This is a genomic window from Actinoplanes sp. HUAS TT8, from assembly GCF_051380535.1.
GTDB lineage: Bacteria > Actinomycetota > Actinomycetes > Mycobacteriales > Micromonosporaceae > Actinoplanes.
The window spans coordinates 8,047,027-8,063,340 of the sequence record NZ_CP195646.1 but is presented as its reverse complement, the minus strand read 5'-3'; the positions used below and the strand labels follow the sequence as shown (position 1 = coordinate 8,063,340).

General features: G+C 71.0%; 13 protein-coding genes. 7 read left to right on the top strand and 6 right to left on the bottom strand.

Annotated elements, in window-relative coordinates; translation table 11 throughout:
- Window positions 1–17 precede the first annotated feature (17 nt).
- The 3 genes from ACSHV8_RS35640 to ACSHV8_RS35630 are packed head-to-tail and all read left to right on the top strand — an operon-like array spanning window position 18 to window position 2,436.
- Window positions 18–797: an ABC transporter ATP-binding protein gene (locus ACSHV8_RS35640; RefSeq protein ID WP_436523112.1), complete on the top strand. Its 780-nt coding sequence runs from the start codon at window positions 18–20 to the stop codon at window positions 795–797.
- Window positions 794–1,552: an ABC transporter permease gene (locus tag ACSHV8_RS35635; RefSeq protein ID WP_436523110.1), complete on the top strand. Its 759-nt coding sequence runs from the start codon at window positions 794–796 to the stop codon at window positions 1,550–1,552. Before ACSHV8_RS35640 ends, ACSHV8_RS35635 begins: the two co-directional genes overlap by 4 nt.
- The gene (locus ACSHV8_RS35630; protein WP_436523108.1) at window positions 1,549–2,436 is read left to right on the top strand and encodes an ABC transporter permease; all 888 of its coding nucleotides are present in this window, start codon (window positions 1,549–1,551) and stop codon (window positions 2,434–2,436) included. Before ACSHV8_RS35635 ends, ACSHV8_RS35630 begins: the two co-directional genes overlap by 4 nt.
- 96 nt (window positions 2,437–2,532) lie before the next feature.
- Here ACSHV8_RS35630 and ACSHV8_RS35625 read toward each other — a convergent pair whose 3' ends face one another.
- From ACSHV8_RS35625 to ACSHV8_RS35615, 3 genes are all read right to left on the bottom strand, one after another.
- Window positions 2,533–3,195 carry a response regulator gene (locus tag ACSHV8_RS35625; RefSeq protein WP_436523106.1) on the bottom strand — a complete coding sequence of 221 codons (663 nt, stop codon included), beginning with the start codon at window positions 3,193–3,195 and terminating at the stop codon, window positions 2,533–2,535.
- Between the two features lie 231 nt (window positions 3,196–3,426).
- Complete coding sequence (locus tag ACSHV8_RS35620; protein ID WP_436523104.1) at window positions 3,427–4,527, bottom strand: sensor histidine kinase; 1,101 nt, start codon at window positions 4,525–4,527, stop codon at window positions 3,427–3,429.
- Between the two features lie 152 nt (window positions 4,528–4,679).
- Window positions 4,680–5,180 (bottom strand): hypothetical protein, encoded by a 501-nt coding sequence (locus tag ACSHV8_RS35615; RefSeq protein ID WP_436523102.1) that lies wholly within the window; start codon window positions 5,178–5,180, stop codon window positions 4,680–4,682.
- A 143-nt stretch (window positions 5,181–5,323) separates the two neighbouring features.
- Here ACSHV8_RS35615 and ACSHV8_RS35610 point away from each other — a divergent pair, with 143 nt between their 5' ends.
- Both ACSHV8_RS35610 and ACSHV8_RS35605 read left to right on the top strand, forming a co-directional pair.
- Complete coding sequence (locus ACSHV8_RS35610; RefSeq protein ID WP_436523100.1) at window positions 5,324–6,547, top strand: cytochrome P450 family protein; 1,224 nt, start codon at window positions 5,324–5,326, stop codon at window positions 6,545–6,547.
- 28 nt (window positions 6,548–6,575) lie between these two features.
- On the top strand, window positions 6,576–7,175 hold the full coding sequence (locus ACSHV8_RS35605) for an FIMAH domain-containing protein (RefSeq protein ID WP_436537074.1): 600 nt from the start codon (window positions 6,576–6,578) through the stop codon (window positions 7,173–7,175).
- Between the two features lie 39 nt (window positions 7,176–7,214).
- On the opposite strand, the gene ACSHV8_RS35600 is transcribed toward ACSHV8_RS35605, so the two are convergent.
- From ACSHV8_RS35600 to ACSHV8_RS35590, 3 genes are read right to left on the bottom strand one after another with little or no spacing between them, the layout of a single operon-like run.
- A complete protein-coding gene (locus ACSHV8_RS35600; protein ID WP_436523098.1) occupies window positions 7,215–12,026 on the bottom strand; it encodes a DNA repair ATPase in 4,812 nt (1,603 codons plus the stop codon).
- Complete coding sequence (locus ACSHV8_RS35595; RefSeq protein WP_436523096.1) at window positions 12,023–13,978, bottom strand: flotillin family protein; 1,956 nt, start codon at window positions 13,976–13,978, stop codon at window positions 12,023–12,025. The genes ACSHV8_RS35600 and ACSHV8_RS35595 overlap by 4 nt, the downstream gene beginning before the upstream one ends.
- A complete protein-coding gene (locus ACSHV8_RS35590; RefSeq protein ID WP_436523095.1) occupies window positions 13,978–14,541 on the bottom strand; it encodes a hypothetical protein in 564 nt (187 codons plus the stop codon). Before ACSHV8_RS35590 ends, ACSHV8_RS35595 begins: the two co-directional genes overlap by 1 nt.
- Window positions 14,542–14,677: 136 nt before the next feature.
- On the opposite strand from ACSHV8_RS35590, the gene ACSHV8_RS35585 reads away from it, so the two are divergent.
- Complete coding sequence (locus tag ACSHV8_RS35585; protein ID WP_436523093.1) at window positions 14,678–15,496, top strand: helix-turn-helix transcriptional regulator; 819 nt, start codon at window positions 14,678–14,680, stop codon at window positions 15,494–15,496.
- A gap of 32 nt (window positions 15,497–15,528) precedes the next feature.
- Window positions 15,529–16,251, top strand: a complete 723-nt coding sequence (locus tag ACSHV8_RS35580) for an SDR family NAD(P)-dependent oxidoreductase (protein WP_436523091.1) — start codon at window positions 15,529–15,531, stop codon at window positions 16,249–16,251.
- Window positions 16,252–16,314: the final 63 nt, after the last annotated feature.

The window sequence follows — 16,314 nt, the reverse complement described above, 5'->3', positions numbered from 1 at the left end:
CCGACGACCGGGGGATCGTGCTGCGTGGCCTGACCAAGCAGTTCACGATCCGCCGGTCGGCCGTCACCGCGCTCGACAACGTCGACCTGGACACCCCGGCGGGCGCGTTCGTCGCGCTGCTGGGGCCGTCCGGCTGCGGCAAGTCGACGATCCTGCGTATCCTCGCCGACCTCGAACAACCCACCTCGGGTGAGGCCCTCGTGCACGGCGAGGCGCCCGAGGCCACCCGGCGCAACCACCACCTCGGCATCGCCTTCCAGGACGCGGCCCTGCTGCCCTGGCGCTCGGTCGAGGCCAACATCCGGCTGCCGCTGGAGGTCAGCGGCGTCAAGGTCGACGACCGGACGATCGCCGACCTGATCAAGCTGGTCGGCCTGGAGGGCTTCGAACAGGCCCGCCCGGCCCAGCTCTCCGGCGGCATGCGCCAGCGCGTGGCGATCGCCCGCGCGCTGGTTGTCGAACCGAGGATCCTGCTGCTGGACGAGCCGTTCGGGGCCCTCGACGAGATGACCCGGCAGCGGCTCAACCTGGAACTGCAACGGATCTGGACCGAGCGGGCCACGACCACGCTGCTGGTCACCCACTCGATCGCCGAGGCGGTGTTCCTGGCCGACACGGTCGCGGTGATGAGCGCCCGGCCGGGCCGGATCGTGGCCCAGGTCGAGATCGACCTGCCCCGGCCGCGGACCCCGGAGATGATGCGTACGGCCCGGTTCCACGAGCTGGAGGACCAGCTGAGCGCCCTGCTGTTCGGCACCGCCGAGGCCGAGGCCGACGTCGCGGAGCCGGTCGGATGAGGAAGCCGTCGCAGTGGCTGTTCGGCGTGAGCGGTCTGCTCGTCCTCCTGATCGTCTGGGAGGTCCTCGGGCGGACCGTCTTCGCCGACAGCCGCGCGGTGCCGCCGCCGACCGCGATCCTCAGCCAGTTCGGGCACGACGGGTTCGGCTTCTACTGGCCCAACGTCGAGACCACGCTGCGCGAGGCCGGGCTCGGCTGGCTCTGGGGCAACGCGATCGCGATCGTGCTGGCCGTGGTGCTGGTCCAGGTCCCGATGGTCGAGAAGGCGCTGATGCAGCTCGCCCTGGTCAGCTACTGCCTGCCGGTGATCGCGATCGGTCCGGTGCTGGCCGTGCTGTTCAGCGACGACACCCCCAAGGTGATCCTGGCCGCGATCTCGGTCATCTTCACCACGCTCGTCGGCGCGCTGGTCGGGCTGCGCAGCGCCGACCGCACCAGCCTCGACCTGATCCGGGCGTACGGCGGTGGCAAGTGGACCCAGCTGTGGCGCGTCCGCCTGCGGGCGAGCCTGCCCAGCCTCTTCGCCGGGCTGCGGATCGCCGCCCCGGCCGCCATGCTCGGCGCGATCATCGGCGAGTACCTGGGCGCCGAATCCGGACTGGGAGTCGCGATGATCAACTCACAGCAGGCCCTCGCGGTCGAACGGACCTGGGGGATCGCCCTGGTCGCGACCGCCCTCTCCGGTGCCGCCTACGCCCTGACCGCCCTGGTCGGCCGCCTGCTCACCCCGTGGGCCCCGGGCGGCGCCCGATGACCGCCACACCGGCCGGCGCCGTCAGCCCGGCCACCGTCGCCGGCCGGGTCCCCGCCGCCGCGCCGAGCCTCGACCGGCACGTCGCCCGGCGGGCGCTGATCCGCCTGGCCAAAGGCGTCGGCGGCGCGTTGCTCTCGGTCGCGATCATCTGCGGTGTCTGGCAGTTGCTGGTCAAAGGCTTCGCACTCGACCCGTTCCTGACCCGCGGCCCGCTCGACGTCTGGAACTACCTCACCGACCCGGCCAACGACGCCGAACGCGCCCTGCTCCGCGAAGCCTCCGAAGTCACCGCGGTCGACGCGTTCCTGGGCCTGGCCGGTGGCGCCGTCGCCGCCCTGATCACGGCGATCGCGTTCGCGCTGTGGCGCGGCGTCGAGCAGACCCTGCTGCCGATCGCCATGGCCCTGCGCGCGGTGCCGCTCGTCGCGATGACCCCGCTCATCGCGTTGATCTTCGGGCGTGGCCTGCTGGCGGTCACGGTCATCGCCGGGATCGTCACGTTCTTCCCGGTCCTGGTCAACGTGTCCCTGGCCCTGCGGTCGGTGCCGCGCTCATCGCTGGACCTGATGCGCGCGTACGGCGCCTCACCGTTCACCACCCTGTTCCGCGTCCAACTGCCCGGGGCCCTGCCGGCCCTCTTCGCGGCCCTGCGGGTCGCCGCGCCGCTCGCCCTGGTCGGCGCCCTGCTCGCGGAATGGCTGGCCACCGGCAAGGGGCTCGGCTACCTGATGCTGGCGGCGGTCACGACCTTCGAACTCGACCGGATGTGGACCGGCGTGACCATCGTGACCGTGGCCTCGATCCTGCTCTACACGCTGATCAGCGTGGTCGAGCAGCTGACCCTGGCCCGTTACGCCCCCGAACAGCCCGGCCGCAAGATCTAGCCGCTGCCGCCGGAGCCGGCCCCGATCGAACGCCGGCCGTGCCTCAAAAGCCGGTCGCGTCGGAAAGCCGCGGCCCGGTCGGCTGCGGAGCGTGGATCAAGCGCTCAGGCCGTGCTGGTACGCATACCGCACGGCCTGGGCCCGGTCCCGCACCCCGGCCTTGGCGAACAACCGGTTCACGTGCGACTTCACGGTGACCTCGGTGACGTAGAGCCGCTTCGCTATCTCCTTGTTGGACAGTCCGGCCGCGATCAGTCGCAGCACCTCGGCCTCCCGCGCGGTCAACCCGTCCGGCAGCCCGGGCTCGCCCGGACCCGCGGGCGCGGCCACCGGCCCGCCCCCGGACGCCGCGGCCAGCAGCCGCTGCTGCACCTGCGGATCGAGAACGCCCTGCCCGATCGCCGCCGCCCGCACCGCCTGGGCGATCTGCACCCGGCCGGCGTCCTTGGTCAGGTAACCCACCGCGCCGGCCCGCAACGCCCCGAGGATGTGCTCGTCATCGGCGAACGTGGTCAGCACCACCACCCGCGTCTCCGGGAACCGGGCCTTGATCAGCGCGGTCGCCTCCACCCCGTCGCGCCGCGGCATGCGCAGGTCCATCAGCACCACGTCCGGCCGCTCCCGGCCGACCAGTTCCAGCGCCTGGTCCCCGTCGGCCGCCTCACCGACCACCTCCACGTCGTCGAGCAGGCTCAGCATCACCGCCAGCCCTTCCCGGACCACCGTCTGATCATCGGCCACCACCACCCGGATGCTCACCCGCCGATCCTGACACCCATCAGCCCACTCCCGCGCCCCACACCCTCACCCCGTCCGCCCACACCGAGCCGCGAGCCGCCGGATGGCCCGCGCCGCCGGATCGTCGAGCCGTGAGCCGTGAGCCGTGAGCCGCCGAATTGTCCGCGCCACGGGATCGTCGAGGCGCACGCCACCGAATCACCCGCGCCGGGCCCTGCGCCGTGCGAGAGCGCGGATCCGCCCGCGCGCGACTCATCCGGGCAGCCTGAGGTCGACCAGCCAGCCGTCGTCGTCGGGGCCGACCGTGACCGTGCCGCCGGCCAGCTCGGCCCGCTCCCGCAGCCCGATCAATCCATAACCGCTGGACAGCCCGGACACCGGCGGCCCGGCCGGACCATGGTTGCGGACGCGCAGGGCGACCACCCCGGCCTCGAACGCCAGGTGGGTCTCGACCGCGCTCCCCGGCGCGTGCTTGCGCACGTTGCTCAACGCCTCCTGAGCGGCCCGGAACAGCGCCAGCCCGGTCTCCGCGTCCAGCTCCCGCGGCTCGCCGTCGACCGTGAACGTGGCCGGTGCGTCCAGATCCCGCCCGTAGCCCGCGGTCAGCTCGCCGACGAGTTCCGGCACCGGCAGCGGGTCGCCGCGCAGCGCGCTCACCGCCCGGCGGGTCTCGGTGAGGCCGTCGCGGGCCAGTGTCCCGGCGCGGTCGATCAGCCGGGCGGCGTCGGCCGTCCGGTCCCGTTCGAGCAGGGCGGCGGCGGTCTCCAGCTGCACCGACAGCGCCGACAGGGAGTGGGCCAGCACGTCGTGGATCTCCCGGGCCAGCCGGGCCCGCTCGGCCAGGGCCGCCGCCCGGGCCTGCTCGTCGGCGAGCAGCTTCTCCTGCCGGGCGCCGGCGTCCCGCTGGCGGCGTAGCAGGACCAGCAGCGTGACCACGATGGTGACGCCGCACCAGACCGCGATCGAGGGCGCCGCCACGTCGTGCGCGGCCAGGGCCACGATCAGGGCGATCAGGGCGACGCCGGTGAGCACGCCGGTGGTGATCAGGCCGAGCACGGCGGCGCTGCTGGCCAGCCCGACGATCAGGTAGATCGGGGCCAGCCCGGGCCCGGCCACCGCGATCAGCCACAGCGACGTCGCGACGGTGACACCGACCGCGACCAGGTGCTGCCTCGGCGGCAGCACCCGCAGGGCCAGCACGACCCAGCCCAGCCCGCCGACCACCAGCCCGGCCACCAGGGCCGGGCCGAGCGGGTTGTCCTGAAGCATCGCCACGGTGATGACGACCAGGACGATCAGGTTGCGGGCCCGGCGCCACACGAGCAGCAACCGGGACCGGTCGACGGTGAACACGGGATCAGTCTGCCGAACGATCGGTGTCACCACGGTGTCAGCGTCGACCGGCGCGGTGTCCGTGGTCACCCCCGCAAGGGCAGGACCGATCGGATCGGAAGCAGGAGCGATCGAAGTCGGACCAGGCGTGATCGGAACGGCCGGAGTCATGGTCACCGCCCGGCCACAACCCGCTCCCGCCGCCGCGGCGCGAACGGCGCCCCGGTCGCCATCGCCCGCGGCCCCACCACGGCCCCCTCGCCGAGGAAGCTGAGCCCCAGCGAGAGCACCAGGGACGCGGTCAGCACCGGCCGGTCGGCCCCGATGGCGACGGCGGCCGCGGCCTGGCCGAGCCGCAGCGCGATCAGCCCACCCCAGACGGCGATGGTGGCCCAGGTGTAGCGGTACCAGACGTGCCCGTCCCGCACGAACACCCGCACGGTCCGGCCGCGCAGTGCCCCGCCGGCGATGGCGAGCACCCCGCCCAGGAACAGCGCGGTCAGGTCGGCGCCCCGGTGGACGAGATCGGTCTGGGCGACCTGATAAACGCCGTACGCGGAAAGCAACAGCGGAAGCAGGATCAGCCTGCGTGCGGACAGCGGCTCCCCGAGGAACCGACGGACCATGGCGTAGACGATGACGACGATGACCAGGAGCGCGGTGGCAAGATTCATGCCTCTGAAGTTAGGTTTCGGGCCGGGTGGAGCGCCGCCATCCACGGGTGGAGAGCCGGGTGGAGATCAATGCCCGACTGCCCGATCTGTCCGCCCGAATGACGGTATTGTCGGTACTCGATTCCGGCATTCGGGGAGGACCGATGACGCAGGAGATCGTGGACCTGGGTGACCAGGCGTTTCAGGACGACCCTCACGGGCTGTACGCGGATTGGCGCCGCACCGGCCCGATCCGCCGCGCGGTGCTGCCGAGCGGCACGCAGGCCTGGATCGTGACGCGTTACGAGGATGCCCGCCGGGCCCTGACCGATCCACGCCTGTCCAAGCGGACCACCCCGGCACCGCAGGGCGCGCCGGTCGGCGGTTCCCGGACGGCCGGTGCCGCGGCGATGCCCGCGGCCATCGGCGCCGCGATCTCCCGGCACATGCTGGCGGTGGATCCGCCGGATCACACTCGTCTGCGTCGCCTGGTCTCGGCCGCGTTCACCGCCCGCCGGATCGAGGCGTTGCGCCCGCGGATCGAGCGGATCGCCACCGATCTGCTCGACGGGCTGGAGGGCCGGGAGCGGGCCGATCTGGTCGACGATTTCGCGTTCCCGCTGCCCATCCAGGTCATCTGTGAGCTGCTCGGCCTTCCGCCGGAGGACCGGGACGACTTCCGTGAGTGGTCGGACGCGGTGGTCGCCGGTTCGGCGGCCGGTGCGAAGCTGGCCCCGGCGCTCGAAGCGATGGTCGGTTACATCCACGCGCTGCTGGCTGAGCGACGAAAATCACCCGGCGACGATCTGCTGTCCGGCCTGATCCAGGTGCGCGACGCCGAGGACCGGCTGACCGAGGACGAGCTCTCCTCGATGGTCTTCCTGCTCCTGGTGGCCGGGCACGAGACCACCGTCAACCTGATCGGCAACGGTGCCTACCTGCTGCTGCGCGACCGCACGCAGTGGGAGCGGCTGCGCGCCGACCGGGAGCTGCTGCCGAGCGCCATCGAGGAATTCCTTCGGTACGAGGGTCCGCTCAAGACGTCCACGTTCCGGGTCGCCACCGAGGACGTGGAGTTCGGCGACGCGACCATCCGGGCCGGTGAGCCGGTGATCATCGGCCTGCTGTCGGCGAATCGGGACGGCGATCAGTTCACCGACGCCGACGAGCTGCGGCTGGACCGGGTGCAGAGCCCCGGTCACCTGGCCTTCGGGCACGGTCTTCACTACTGTCTGGGCGCCCCGCTGGCCCGGTTGGAGGCACAGGTCGCGTTCACCGCGCTGTTCGATCGGCACCCCGGCTTGCGGCTGGCCGTCCCGCCCGGCGAGCTGACGTGGCGGTCCGGTCTGCTGCTGCGGGCGCTGGAGGGATTGCCGGTCTTTCTGTGAAGAGGGCATGATGTCGGCCGTGTCCGACATGCATGATCCCCGGCCGTCGTCGCCGCACTGGCCGACGACCGTCCTGCCGACCGTGCCCCAGCACGACAAGTATCGGCGCGCCAATCGGCTGCGCCTGATCGTGCTCGGCGCGGCCGGCGTGTTCCTGGTGCTCGCCATCGGCTACTGGGCGTTGTCCGGTTCGGGCGGCGACGACAACCAGGCGCCGGTGGCCGCCACGTCCGCGCCGGTGCAGGTGATCCAGACGCAGAGCATCGAGGCGTTGGAGGAGTCGACCGTCACGCCGTCCAGCAGGCCGCCGACGAGCAAGCCGACCACCAAGCCGCCGGTCGTGACCGCGCCGGTCAAGGTCACCCAGGTGCTGGGCCAGATGCAGCGCGAGCTCGGCGTGCTGGTGCGGAACAGGCAGATGGAGCGGGACGATGCCCGTTCGCTGAACCAGCGGCTGCGCAAGATCGCCGAGTCGGTGCGCAAGAACGACACCGAGGAGGCGGTCGACCGGCTGGGCGACTTCGCCGACAAGCTGGCCGACCTGCACGACGATCAGAAGATCAGCGACGCCGGGTTCAACGCCCTGGCCGGACAGGCCGGCCAGGTCGCCACCGCGCTGAAGGCCTGAACCCCCTCCATCCGGACATCGGGTGAAATGTCCGAATAGCTAATTGGCGGCCGGGCGGGCGAGCCGGCCGATCGCCGCCTCCACGCCGGCGACCCGGTCGGCCACCAGCGCGACCGCCCCGGCCGCCCGTACCATCGGATCGGCCTCGCTCCCACCGAGCGCCTGCTCCCGCAGATACCCGGCCTTGACCTCGGCCCAGCGTCCGGCCCGGGCCGGGTCGAGCCGCCCGCGAAGTTCGGCCAGCTTGAGCAGGTTGGCCTCGGCGCCCCCGGTGAGTGTCTGGGCCTCGCCCAGGTAGTGGTCGTCGAGCACCTGCTCCAGCTCGTCGTCGTTCATCGCCGGCACGATCCGCTCGGCCAGCTTGTTCATGTTCCGGTAGGAGCCCTGCAGTTTGAACGGCGGCTCGGTCCGGCTGGAGTCGGCCTGGGCGGCCGAGGCGATGTAGGCCTGGTTGACCCGCAGCACGACCCGCTGCGCCCGTTTCATCTTGCGCAGCACGGCCAGGATCTGTTCGAGCTCGGCCGCCGAGTACGGGTAGGACAGCCGATCGGCCCGAGCCGTCTCGTCCCCTTCGGCCAGCCGCAGCAGCAGCGGCAGGTCGGCCGAGTCGCGGGCGGCCAGCGGCGCCAGCACGGTGTTGGCGGTCAGTGCGTTCTCCAGATAGGACAGCTCGAACAGGTCTTCACGCCCGGCCAGCACGTCACCGAGGTTCCACACGTCGGCCCGGTTGGCGAGCATGTCGGGGACGCGAAAACGACGACCGCTTTCCGTGTACGGGTTCCCGGCCATACACACCGCGAACCGTTTGCCCCGCAGGTCGTACGTCCGTGTCCGTCCGTTCCAGACGCCCTCCATGCGCCTCTGCGCGTCGCACAGGGAGATGAACTTCTGCAGCAGTTCGGGGTTGGTGTGCTGGATGTCGTCGAGGTAGAGCAGCACGTTGTTGCCCATCTCGAGCGCGAGCGAGATCTTCTCCACCTCCTGTCGCGCGGTGGCGTCGGGCGCGTCGGCCGGGTCGAGCGAGGTCACGCCGTGGCCCAGGGCGGGCCCGTTGACCTTGACGAAGACCAGGCCGAGCCGGTCGGCGACGTACTCCATCAGGGTCGTCTTGCCGTAGCCGGGCGGGGAGATCAGCAGGAGCAGGCCGGAGCGGTCGGTGCGTTTGCCGTCGCCGGCCGCGCCGATCTGCCGGGCCAGGTTGTCGCCGATCAGCGGCAGGTAGACGTCGTCGAGCAGCCGGTTGCGGACGAACGTGGTCATCACCTGCGGCTTGAACTCGCCCAGGCGCAGCCGATCCTTTTCGGTCGCGGCCAGGGCGGCGCGCTGCTTCTGGTAGGCGCGATACGCCGGCATCCGGATGTTCCGGAAATCTCGGGCGGCCGGTAGGAGCGCGTCGAGCCGGACCGTCAACCGTCCATCGGTGATCCGCGGATGCACTCCGAGCAGCCCCGACACCGTCTCGCTGGTGGCCGCCGAGACGTCGTACCGCGTCAGCGAGGTCAGCTCGATCGCCGCCGCTTCCGCCAAATCCGACTTGTCGCCAGCGTCGGGCTTTGCTGCCAAAAATGCATCAAGCCACGCAAGGGCGAGCTGCCGCCGGGCGGCAAGATCCGACTCCAGAGCCCGGAGGTCATCAGCGAACCGAACCCCACCCAGCTCCCGATGGAATCGATCGAGCAGAGTCCGTGCTCCGGCACTGGTGGCGAAACCCGAAGGAGCCGAGGCCAACTCCTCGACCAGATACTCCCCGACGACCGAACCCGCCGCCGTGTCCAGCTCGGCCCGTAACTCGTCAAGGGCCGCCCCGGCCGACCCGAACAACTCCCGGGCCCGGATCAGCGACGACGCCCGCAGCGTCCACAGCTTGCGCTGCTCCTCGGTCGTCCCGAATGCCCAGAACAGCTGCGCCTCGGCCCGAGTCGACGCGTCGAACCGCAGCAACCCGGCCGACGCGTGCAACCGCAGCAGCGCGTCCAGGATCACCGTCGCGTCGGCGTCGTGCACCCCGCGTTCGTACCCCTCGTCGTACCTTTCCTCGGCCGCCCGCCGCACCAGATCCCGCAGCGTCCCGTCCACCTGGGCGGCGGCCGCGGCGGCCGGATCGGCCGCGAGGATCGCCGCCGCCAGATGCTCGGCCCGGTACAGCCCGGGGAACTCCGAGATCAGCGGCTGATCCCAGAACTCCCGGGTCAGCGCGAACGCCGGATCGGTGATCGCCGCCCGGTAATCGGTGCCGGTGATCGCGTAGGCCAACCCGCCGTCCTGCGGCACCAGCGTCAGGTCGATCGCCTGCCCGTTGACGGCGAACGTGTGCCGCCCGAGCCGGATCCCGCCCTCGTCGAACAGGTCGAGCCGGTCCCGCAGCGCCCGCCCGGCCTCCTGCCGGGCCGCCTTGAGCCGTCCTTCCAGTTCCTCGGCCCGGACCGTGTCCCCGGCGGCGCGCAGTTCGTCGGCGACGGTCCGGACCTTGGCCACCATCGGGTCGGTGGCGAAGTACGTGTTGACCTCGTCCGGGTCCCCGAGCGTGGTGATCCGCCGGTGCACCGCGTCCAGGATCCGCCGGGCCGATTCGGCCAGCCGGTCGGCCCGGCGGGCCCGCTCGTCGAGCAGGGCCTGCCGGCGGCCGGCGATCGCCTCGTACACCTCGGTGCGTTTGGCGGCCAGCCGCTCGCCGAAGTCGTCGACGTCGCCGAACCTGGTCTCCAGGGTCTCCACCTGGGCCATCAGCCGGGCCAGGTGCTCGTCGCAGCGTTCCGGGGTGTCGGCGGCGGCCAGGGCGGCCGACACCGACTGCCCGAAGAGCGCGAACTCGGCGGCGAACGCGGCCCGCCCCTCGACCGCGGCGAGTTCCCGGCGGCGGGCGTCCAGGGTGGCCCGGGCCCGGTTGAGCCCGCCCAGCACCGTGCCGATGCGTTCCAGAATGGACACCCGCACGGTCGCGTCGGCGATGTCCAGCCCGCCGACCACCTCGGTGACCACCTGCAACCCGTCGGACTGTTCGCCGATCCGCATCGCCACCGGTTCCGCCTCGGCCACCGTGGCGATGGCCGTGGCCTGCGTGGCCAGCTCCTCGACGCCGGTCTGGTAGTCGGCGAACGCGTCCGGCCGGCGCAGGAACTCGACCGCGCGCCGGGCCGTCTCGTCGGTCGCGGTGACCAGGGAGTCGGCGATCCCGTCGAGCCGGGCCACGTCGGCGTAGCGCATCTCCCGCAGCCCGGCCAGCTTGCCGCGTTCCCGGCGCAGCTCGGCCAGCCGCGACACCCAGCCGCCGGTGGTGGTCGGCGCCTCGGCCTCGGACCGGCGGATCAGCGTCACCGCGGCCGCCTCGGCGTCGGCCAGCGCCTGTTCGGCCTGCTGGGTCAGCGCCTGCACGGACGCGAACTCGTCGAGCACCTGGGTGGCCGCGGCCCGCACCTCGGACAGCGGCTCGGCCAGGTTCTCCAGCTCGGGATCGCTCAGCCAGTGATAGGTGTCGAAGGCCCGCGTGCAGGCCGCGATGATCGCCTCGAAGACCGGGCCGGCCGCGGACATCTCGTCGACCATCCGGGTCACCGACAGCGCGTCGGCGATGCCCCGGACCAGGTCGGCGTTGCCGATCCGGTCGAGCGGCCCGGTTCCGGCGGGCTGGGCCGCGGCGTGCGCGTCCGACACGTACGACGTCTGCCACACCTGCACCGGGTGCACGCGCGTCGGCTCGTCGCCGGGGCTGCGCAGCACGACCAGGGCGCCGTCGTCGAAGATCGCGTAGCCGTGGCCGGCGATCGGCGTCGCCACCTCCTTGCGGATCACGTTGTAGGGCAGCAGCAGGTACCGCCCCGACCCGGCGTCGTGGAAGACGTGCAGCACGTCCTCGCCGTTGACCGACCGGACCACGCGCTCGAAGGCCAGCCCGGTGGTGTCCTGGTCGAACGTCTTGGCGACCCCGGTGGCCAGGTAGTACCCGCCGGGGAAGATCACGCCCTGGTCCTCCGGCAACCGCCGGCAGGCCTGCCCGATCCCGTCGAGACGCCGCACGTCCCGGGTCCGGGTGTTGAAGACCAGATACCGCTGCACGGTCTCCTGATAGGGCAGGACCCTCAACAAGATCAAAGGCCCGACCCGGGCGTACGCGATCTCGGCATCGGCCAGACTCTGCAGCGGCTCGTCGACGGGCTCCGAGTAGATGCCCTCGCCGTCCTCGGTGTTGTTCTCCACCTTGACCGTCAGCGTCCCGCCGACCGCCTCGACGAACACCTCGTCCTCGATCGAGACGTGCGGGTGCCGCCCGAGGACGTGCTGCTCCCGGGTGGTGACGGTCCAGGTGAAGTCGTGGGTCGGCGGCAGCACGTGGTCCCGCTCGCCCCGCGCGTCCTGGTACGCCACCGCCCCGTCGACGCCGACCCGCCAGCGCAGCACCTTCAGGTCGTCGGCCCGCGCCCCGGTCTGGAAGATCGCCAGCAGCAGCCCCTCGACCCGGCGCAACTGCCGCAGCCGGGTCTCCTTGTAGTACCGGTACAGCTCGGCGAAGTCGCGCCGGAAACCCGGGTCGTCGAGCAGCCCGGGCGCCTGGGCCGGCTGGAACTTCCGGTCGACCACGGTGAACACGTCGTCCACCGCGGTCTCGGCCTTCATCCCGAGGAACGCGTTGGCGCCGAACAGCAGCGCCTCCCCGGCCGGCGCGATGTCGGCCGGCACACAGTTGTTGCCGGTGCGGATCCGTTCGGAGCCCAGCAACTCGGTCTGCTGGGCGCCGAAGACCTCGACCCGGCGCCCGTTCAGCGCCTCGGCCCGCTCGGCCAGCTCACGCGCCTTGGCGCCGAGCCGGGCCCGCAGCACCTCGTAGGTGCCGGCGTCGATGTTCGATTCGGTCACTCAGCCTGGTCCTTCTTCAGCTGGCTCGCCACGGCCGCGGCCACGCTCAGGTTGGCCACGTCGGCGGTCGACACCGCGGAGGCCAGCTTGTGCAGGTCCTCGGCCAGCTCGCCCTCGCCGTTCAGGTAGCGGGCGCCGACACCCTGGACGACCGTGCTGTGCTCGACGAATCCGTCGATGCTCTTGCCCAGCGTGATCGAGCCGACCAGCTTGTCGAAGAAGACCGAGTCGCCGCCGACGATGTCGATGTTCGCCTTCTCCAGCCCGGCCGCGACCACCATGGCCTGCGCCTCGGCGATCTCCTTGTGCACGGTGATGCCGGCCAGCCGGATCTCCTTCTCCATCTCCAGCCGCAGGCGGTACTCCTCGTGCGCGCGGGTGACGTCGTCGAGCGTGGCCATCGCGCCGGCCTTGTGCTCCAGGCCGATCGCCTCGCCGAGCAGCTTCTCCTTGATCGCCTCGGCCGCGACCATGGCCTTCTGCCGCTCGACGGCGGCCTCGGCCAGCCCGGTCTTCTCGATGACCTCGGCCTCGGCCCGGCCGGTCTTCTCGATCACCTCGGCGTTGCGCTCGCGGACCTGGACGTCGGCCAGGCCGAACGCCGCCGCCTCGGCCTGCTTGCCCTCGGCCAGCCGGATCGCGGCCCGGGCGTCCAGCTCGGCCGCCTGCTGCCGGGACTCGGCCAGCAGCAGCAGCTCGCGGGCCTTGAACTTGGACGCGGCCTCCGAGGCCTCGGCCGCCTTGATGTCCTTGACCAGCGACTCCTGCGCCTCGGCCTCGGCGTTGATGATGACCGCCTGGCGGGTCCGCTCGGCCTCCTCGACGACCCGGAGGCGCTTGATGTTCTCCTCCTGCTCGGCGACCGTCTTCTCCACCGCGATGCGCTCCCGGATCACCTCGGCCATCGACCGCTTCTCGGTCTCGACCTCCTTGTCCTTGGCGATGGTGGACAGCTCGGTCTCCCGCTGGCGGCCGATCACCTCGAGCATCCGGTCCTTCTCGATGCGCTCGGTCTCGATCGCGATGACCCGCTCGCGGTTCTTCTCGGCGACCGCGATCTCCCGGCTCTTGTTCTCGGTCTGCACACCGAGCTGCTGCTCGGTCTTGATCCGGGCGGTCTCCGAGCGGAGCGTCTCCTCGGCCCGGGCCAGGGCGATCTCGGCCTCCTCGCGGGCCCGGATGGTCTCGATCTCCCGGCGCTGCTTGATCTCCGCGTCGGTCCGGCGGCGTTCCAGTTCGAGGATGGCCTCGCGGGCGTCCACGTCCTGGCGGGTGATCTCCTTCTCCTCGTTGCGCCGGAAGTCGTTGGTGCGCACCGCCTCGATCGCGGTCAGCTCAGTGATCTTGCGGATGCCCTGCGCGTCCAGGATGTTCTTCGGGTCGAGCGAGCCGACCGGGGTCTGCTCCAGGAAGTCGATCGCCGCGTCCTCCAGGCTGTACCCGTTCAGGTCGGTGCCGATGACCTCGATGATCTGATCGCGGAAGTCGTTGCGCTTGGTGTAGAGGTCGACGAAGTCGAGCTGCTTGCCGACCGTCTTCAGCGCCTCGGAGAACTTGGCACTGAACAGTTCCTGCAGGGTCGTCTCACTGCTGGCGCGGGCGGTGCCGATGGCCTGGGCCACCTTGATCACGTCTTCGGTGGTCTTGTTCACCCGCACGAAGAACGTGATCCGGATGTCGGCACGGATGTTGTCCTGACAGATCAGGCCTTCACGCCCCGTACGGGAAATCTCGATGGTTTTGACCGAGATATCCATGATCTCGGCTTTATGAAGAACGGGAAGCACCACCGCGCCGGTGAAGGTGACGTCCACGCGGCGCACCTTGGAGACGATCAACGCCTTGCCCTGTTCGACTTTCCGGAACATCCGGCTGAGGAAGAACAGCACGCCGAGCGCGATGAGTACGACAACGGCGATAAGCACACCGAAACCGGTGGAGACAACGTCCATCAAAGGCCTTTCTTGGCGATATCAGCGGGAACGACCCAGAAGAACTCGCCTTCGGGGTCGACGTCGTAGATGAGGGCGACGGTGCCGGCCGGCAACGGGTCCTGGCCGGCCTGGCGGACCTGGATGATCGCCGACGAGCCGTCGGCCGCGTGCACCTCGGCCTGGCCGAACGTCCCGGTCACCCGCCCGGTCCGAATGACGCAGGTGAGCCCGACGAAATCGGCGCGCGACGCGTCCGGACCGTCCGGCAGCAGTTTGCGCAGCGGAATCGCGATCAGCCGGGTGATGATCGCGGCGGCCACCAGGGCGACGATCGGGACGATCCAGAGCGGGAACGAGAAATGCCACTCGCTGCCGGCCAGAGTGCCGAACCAGGCCAGCGCCACCAGCAGCGAAAGAAAAACGGGAACCGGGACACCGAGCAACTCGCCGTGACCGTGCCCGGCGTCCGGGTCGGCCCCGCCGGCGATCACCACGATCCAGTAACCGACCACGAGAATCAGCAGGGGAGTGAGGAGAACGGTCGGGAAGCTCAGCGCGGCTTCGATGAATCCGTTCCCCATGAAAGTGTCCGTCTCCCGTTTGTTCGTGTGCGGCCCACAGGGTCTCAGGCGGGAGCAAACGCGTCTATCCCCGGATAACCGATCCGTGGATAAGGACGGCCTTCATCCGGGTGTCCGGTCGCGGCAGACTTGGCTCATGGATCGGGAACAACTGGCCCACTTCCTCCGGACCCGCCGCGAGGCGCTGCAGCCGGAGGACGTCGGACTGCCGCGCGGCCCACGGCGGCGCACCGGCGGCCTGCGGCGGGAGGAGGTGGCGGCGCTGGCCGGCATGTCGGCCGACTACTACGGACGGATCGAGCAGCAGCGTGGCCCGCTGCCGTCCGACCAGATGCTCGCCGCGCTGGCCCGGGCCCTGCACCTGAGCCTGGAGGAACGGGATCACCTGTTCCGGCTCAGCGGGCACCCGGCGCCGTTGCGGTCGCTGCGCGACGATCACATCAGCCCCGGCATGATGCGGATCGTCGACCGGATGACCGACACCCCGGCCATGGTGCTGTCCCGGTTCGGCGAGACGCTGCGGCAGACCCCACCGGCGGTGGCCCTGTTCGGCGACGAGACCCGCTACACCGGGCTGGCCCGGTCGACGGTCTACCGCTGGTTCACCGATCCGGAGAGCCGGCGCGTCTACCCGGAGCGCGATTATCCGAAGCACGGCCGGTTCTTCACGGCCAACCTGCGGCGGGCCTATGCCGTGGACCCGGGCGGCCGGGCCGGCGAGATCGTCAAGGCGCTGCTCGCGGTCAGCCCCGAGTTCGCCGAGATCTGGGACCAGCACCAGGTCGGCGTCTACCACGTGGCCCAGAAGACGCTGGTCCACCCGCAGCTCGGCGAGATCGAGCTGTGGTGCCAGAACCTGTCCGACCCCGAGCAGGAACAGACCCTGCTCGTCTTCACCGCGGCCCCCGGTTCCGAGAGCTACGAGAAGCTCCAACTGCTCGCCGCCGTCTCCTAAAACCCCAGCTCACGACCTTCGAGGGGATCACCATGCCCAAAATCGCCCTGATCACCGGCGGCAACCGCGGACTCGGCCGGGCCACCGCCCTGGCCCTGATCGACGCCGGCGTCGAGGTCATCTACACCCACCGCGGCGACCCCGGCGAGAAGATCGACGCCGTCCCGCTCGAACTCACCGTCGGCGCCCTGGACGGCTACGACGCCTTCGTCACCGAGCTGCGCCGGGTGCTGCGCGACCGGTTCGGCCGCGACGACTTCGACTTCCTGGTCAACAACGCCGGCGTCGGCGTGCACGCGTCGATCGCCGACACCACCGTCGACGCCTTCGACCAGCTGATGAACGTGCACTTGCGGGGCATGTACTTCCTGACTCAGAAGCTGCTCCCGCTGATCGCCGACGGCGGCCGGATCATCAACATCTCCACCGGCCTGGCCCGCTTCACCGGTGACGGCTACGCGGCCTACGCGGCCATGAAGGGTGCCGTCGAGGTCTTCACCCGTTACCTGGCCAAGGAGGTCGCCCCGCGCGGCATCACGGCCAACGTGGTCGCGCCGGGCCCGTCGGCCACCGACTTCGCCGGCGGCCTGCTCCGCGACAACGAGCAGGTCCGCTCCCGGTTGGCCCAGGTCATCGCTCTGGGCCGGGTCGGCGAGCCGGAGGAGATCGCCGGGGTCATCGCCGCCATGCTGGCCGACGGCACCGGCTGGATCACCGGCCAGCGCATCGAGGCCTCCGGCGGAATGTACCTTTAAACCCCGAAATCCCCTTTCCCGTACGGCCATGGCCCGCGCCCGTCGGCGGGCCCGCGGCGGGGC

Coding starts and splice junctions, on each gene's coding strand:
- ACSHV8_RS35635 (WP_436523110.1), top strand. CDS start 794: ATGAGGAAGCCGTCGCAGTGGCTGTTCGGCGTGAGCGGTCTGCTCGTC.
- ACSHV8_RS35630 (WP_436523108.1), top strand. CDS start 1,549: ATGACCGCCACACCGGCCGGCGCCGTCAGCCCGGCCACCGTCGCCGGC.
- ACSHV8_RS35615 (WP_436523102.1), bottom strand. CDS start 5,180: ATGAATCTTGCCACCGCGCTCCTGGTCATCGTCGTCATCGTCTACGCC.
- ACSHV8_RS35610 (WP_436523100.1), top strand. CDS start 5,324: ATGACGCAGGAGATCGTGGACCTGGGTGACCAGGCGTTTCAGGACGAC.
- ACSHV8_RS35605 (WP_436537074.1), top strand. CDS start 6,576: ATGCATGATCCCCGGCCGTCGTCGCCGCACTGGCCGACGACCGTCCTG.
- ACSHV8_RS35595 (WP_436523096.1), bottom strand. CDS start 13,978: ATGGACGTTGTCTCCACCGGTTTCGGTGTGCTTATCGCCGTTGTCGTA.
- ACSHV8_RS35590 (WP_436523095.1), bottom strand. CDS start 14,541: ATGGGGAACGGATTCATCGAAGCCGCGCTGAGCTTCCCGACCGTTCTC.
- ACSHV8_RS35585 (WP_436523093.1), top strand. CDS start 14,678: ATGGATCGGGAACAACTGGCCCACTTCCTCCGGACCCGCCGCGAGGCG.
- ACSHV8_RS35580 (WP_436523091.1), top strand. CDS start 15,529: ATGCCCAAAATCGCCCTGATCACCGGCGGCAACCGCGGACTCGGCCGG.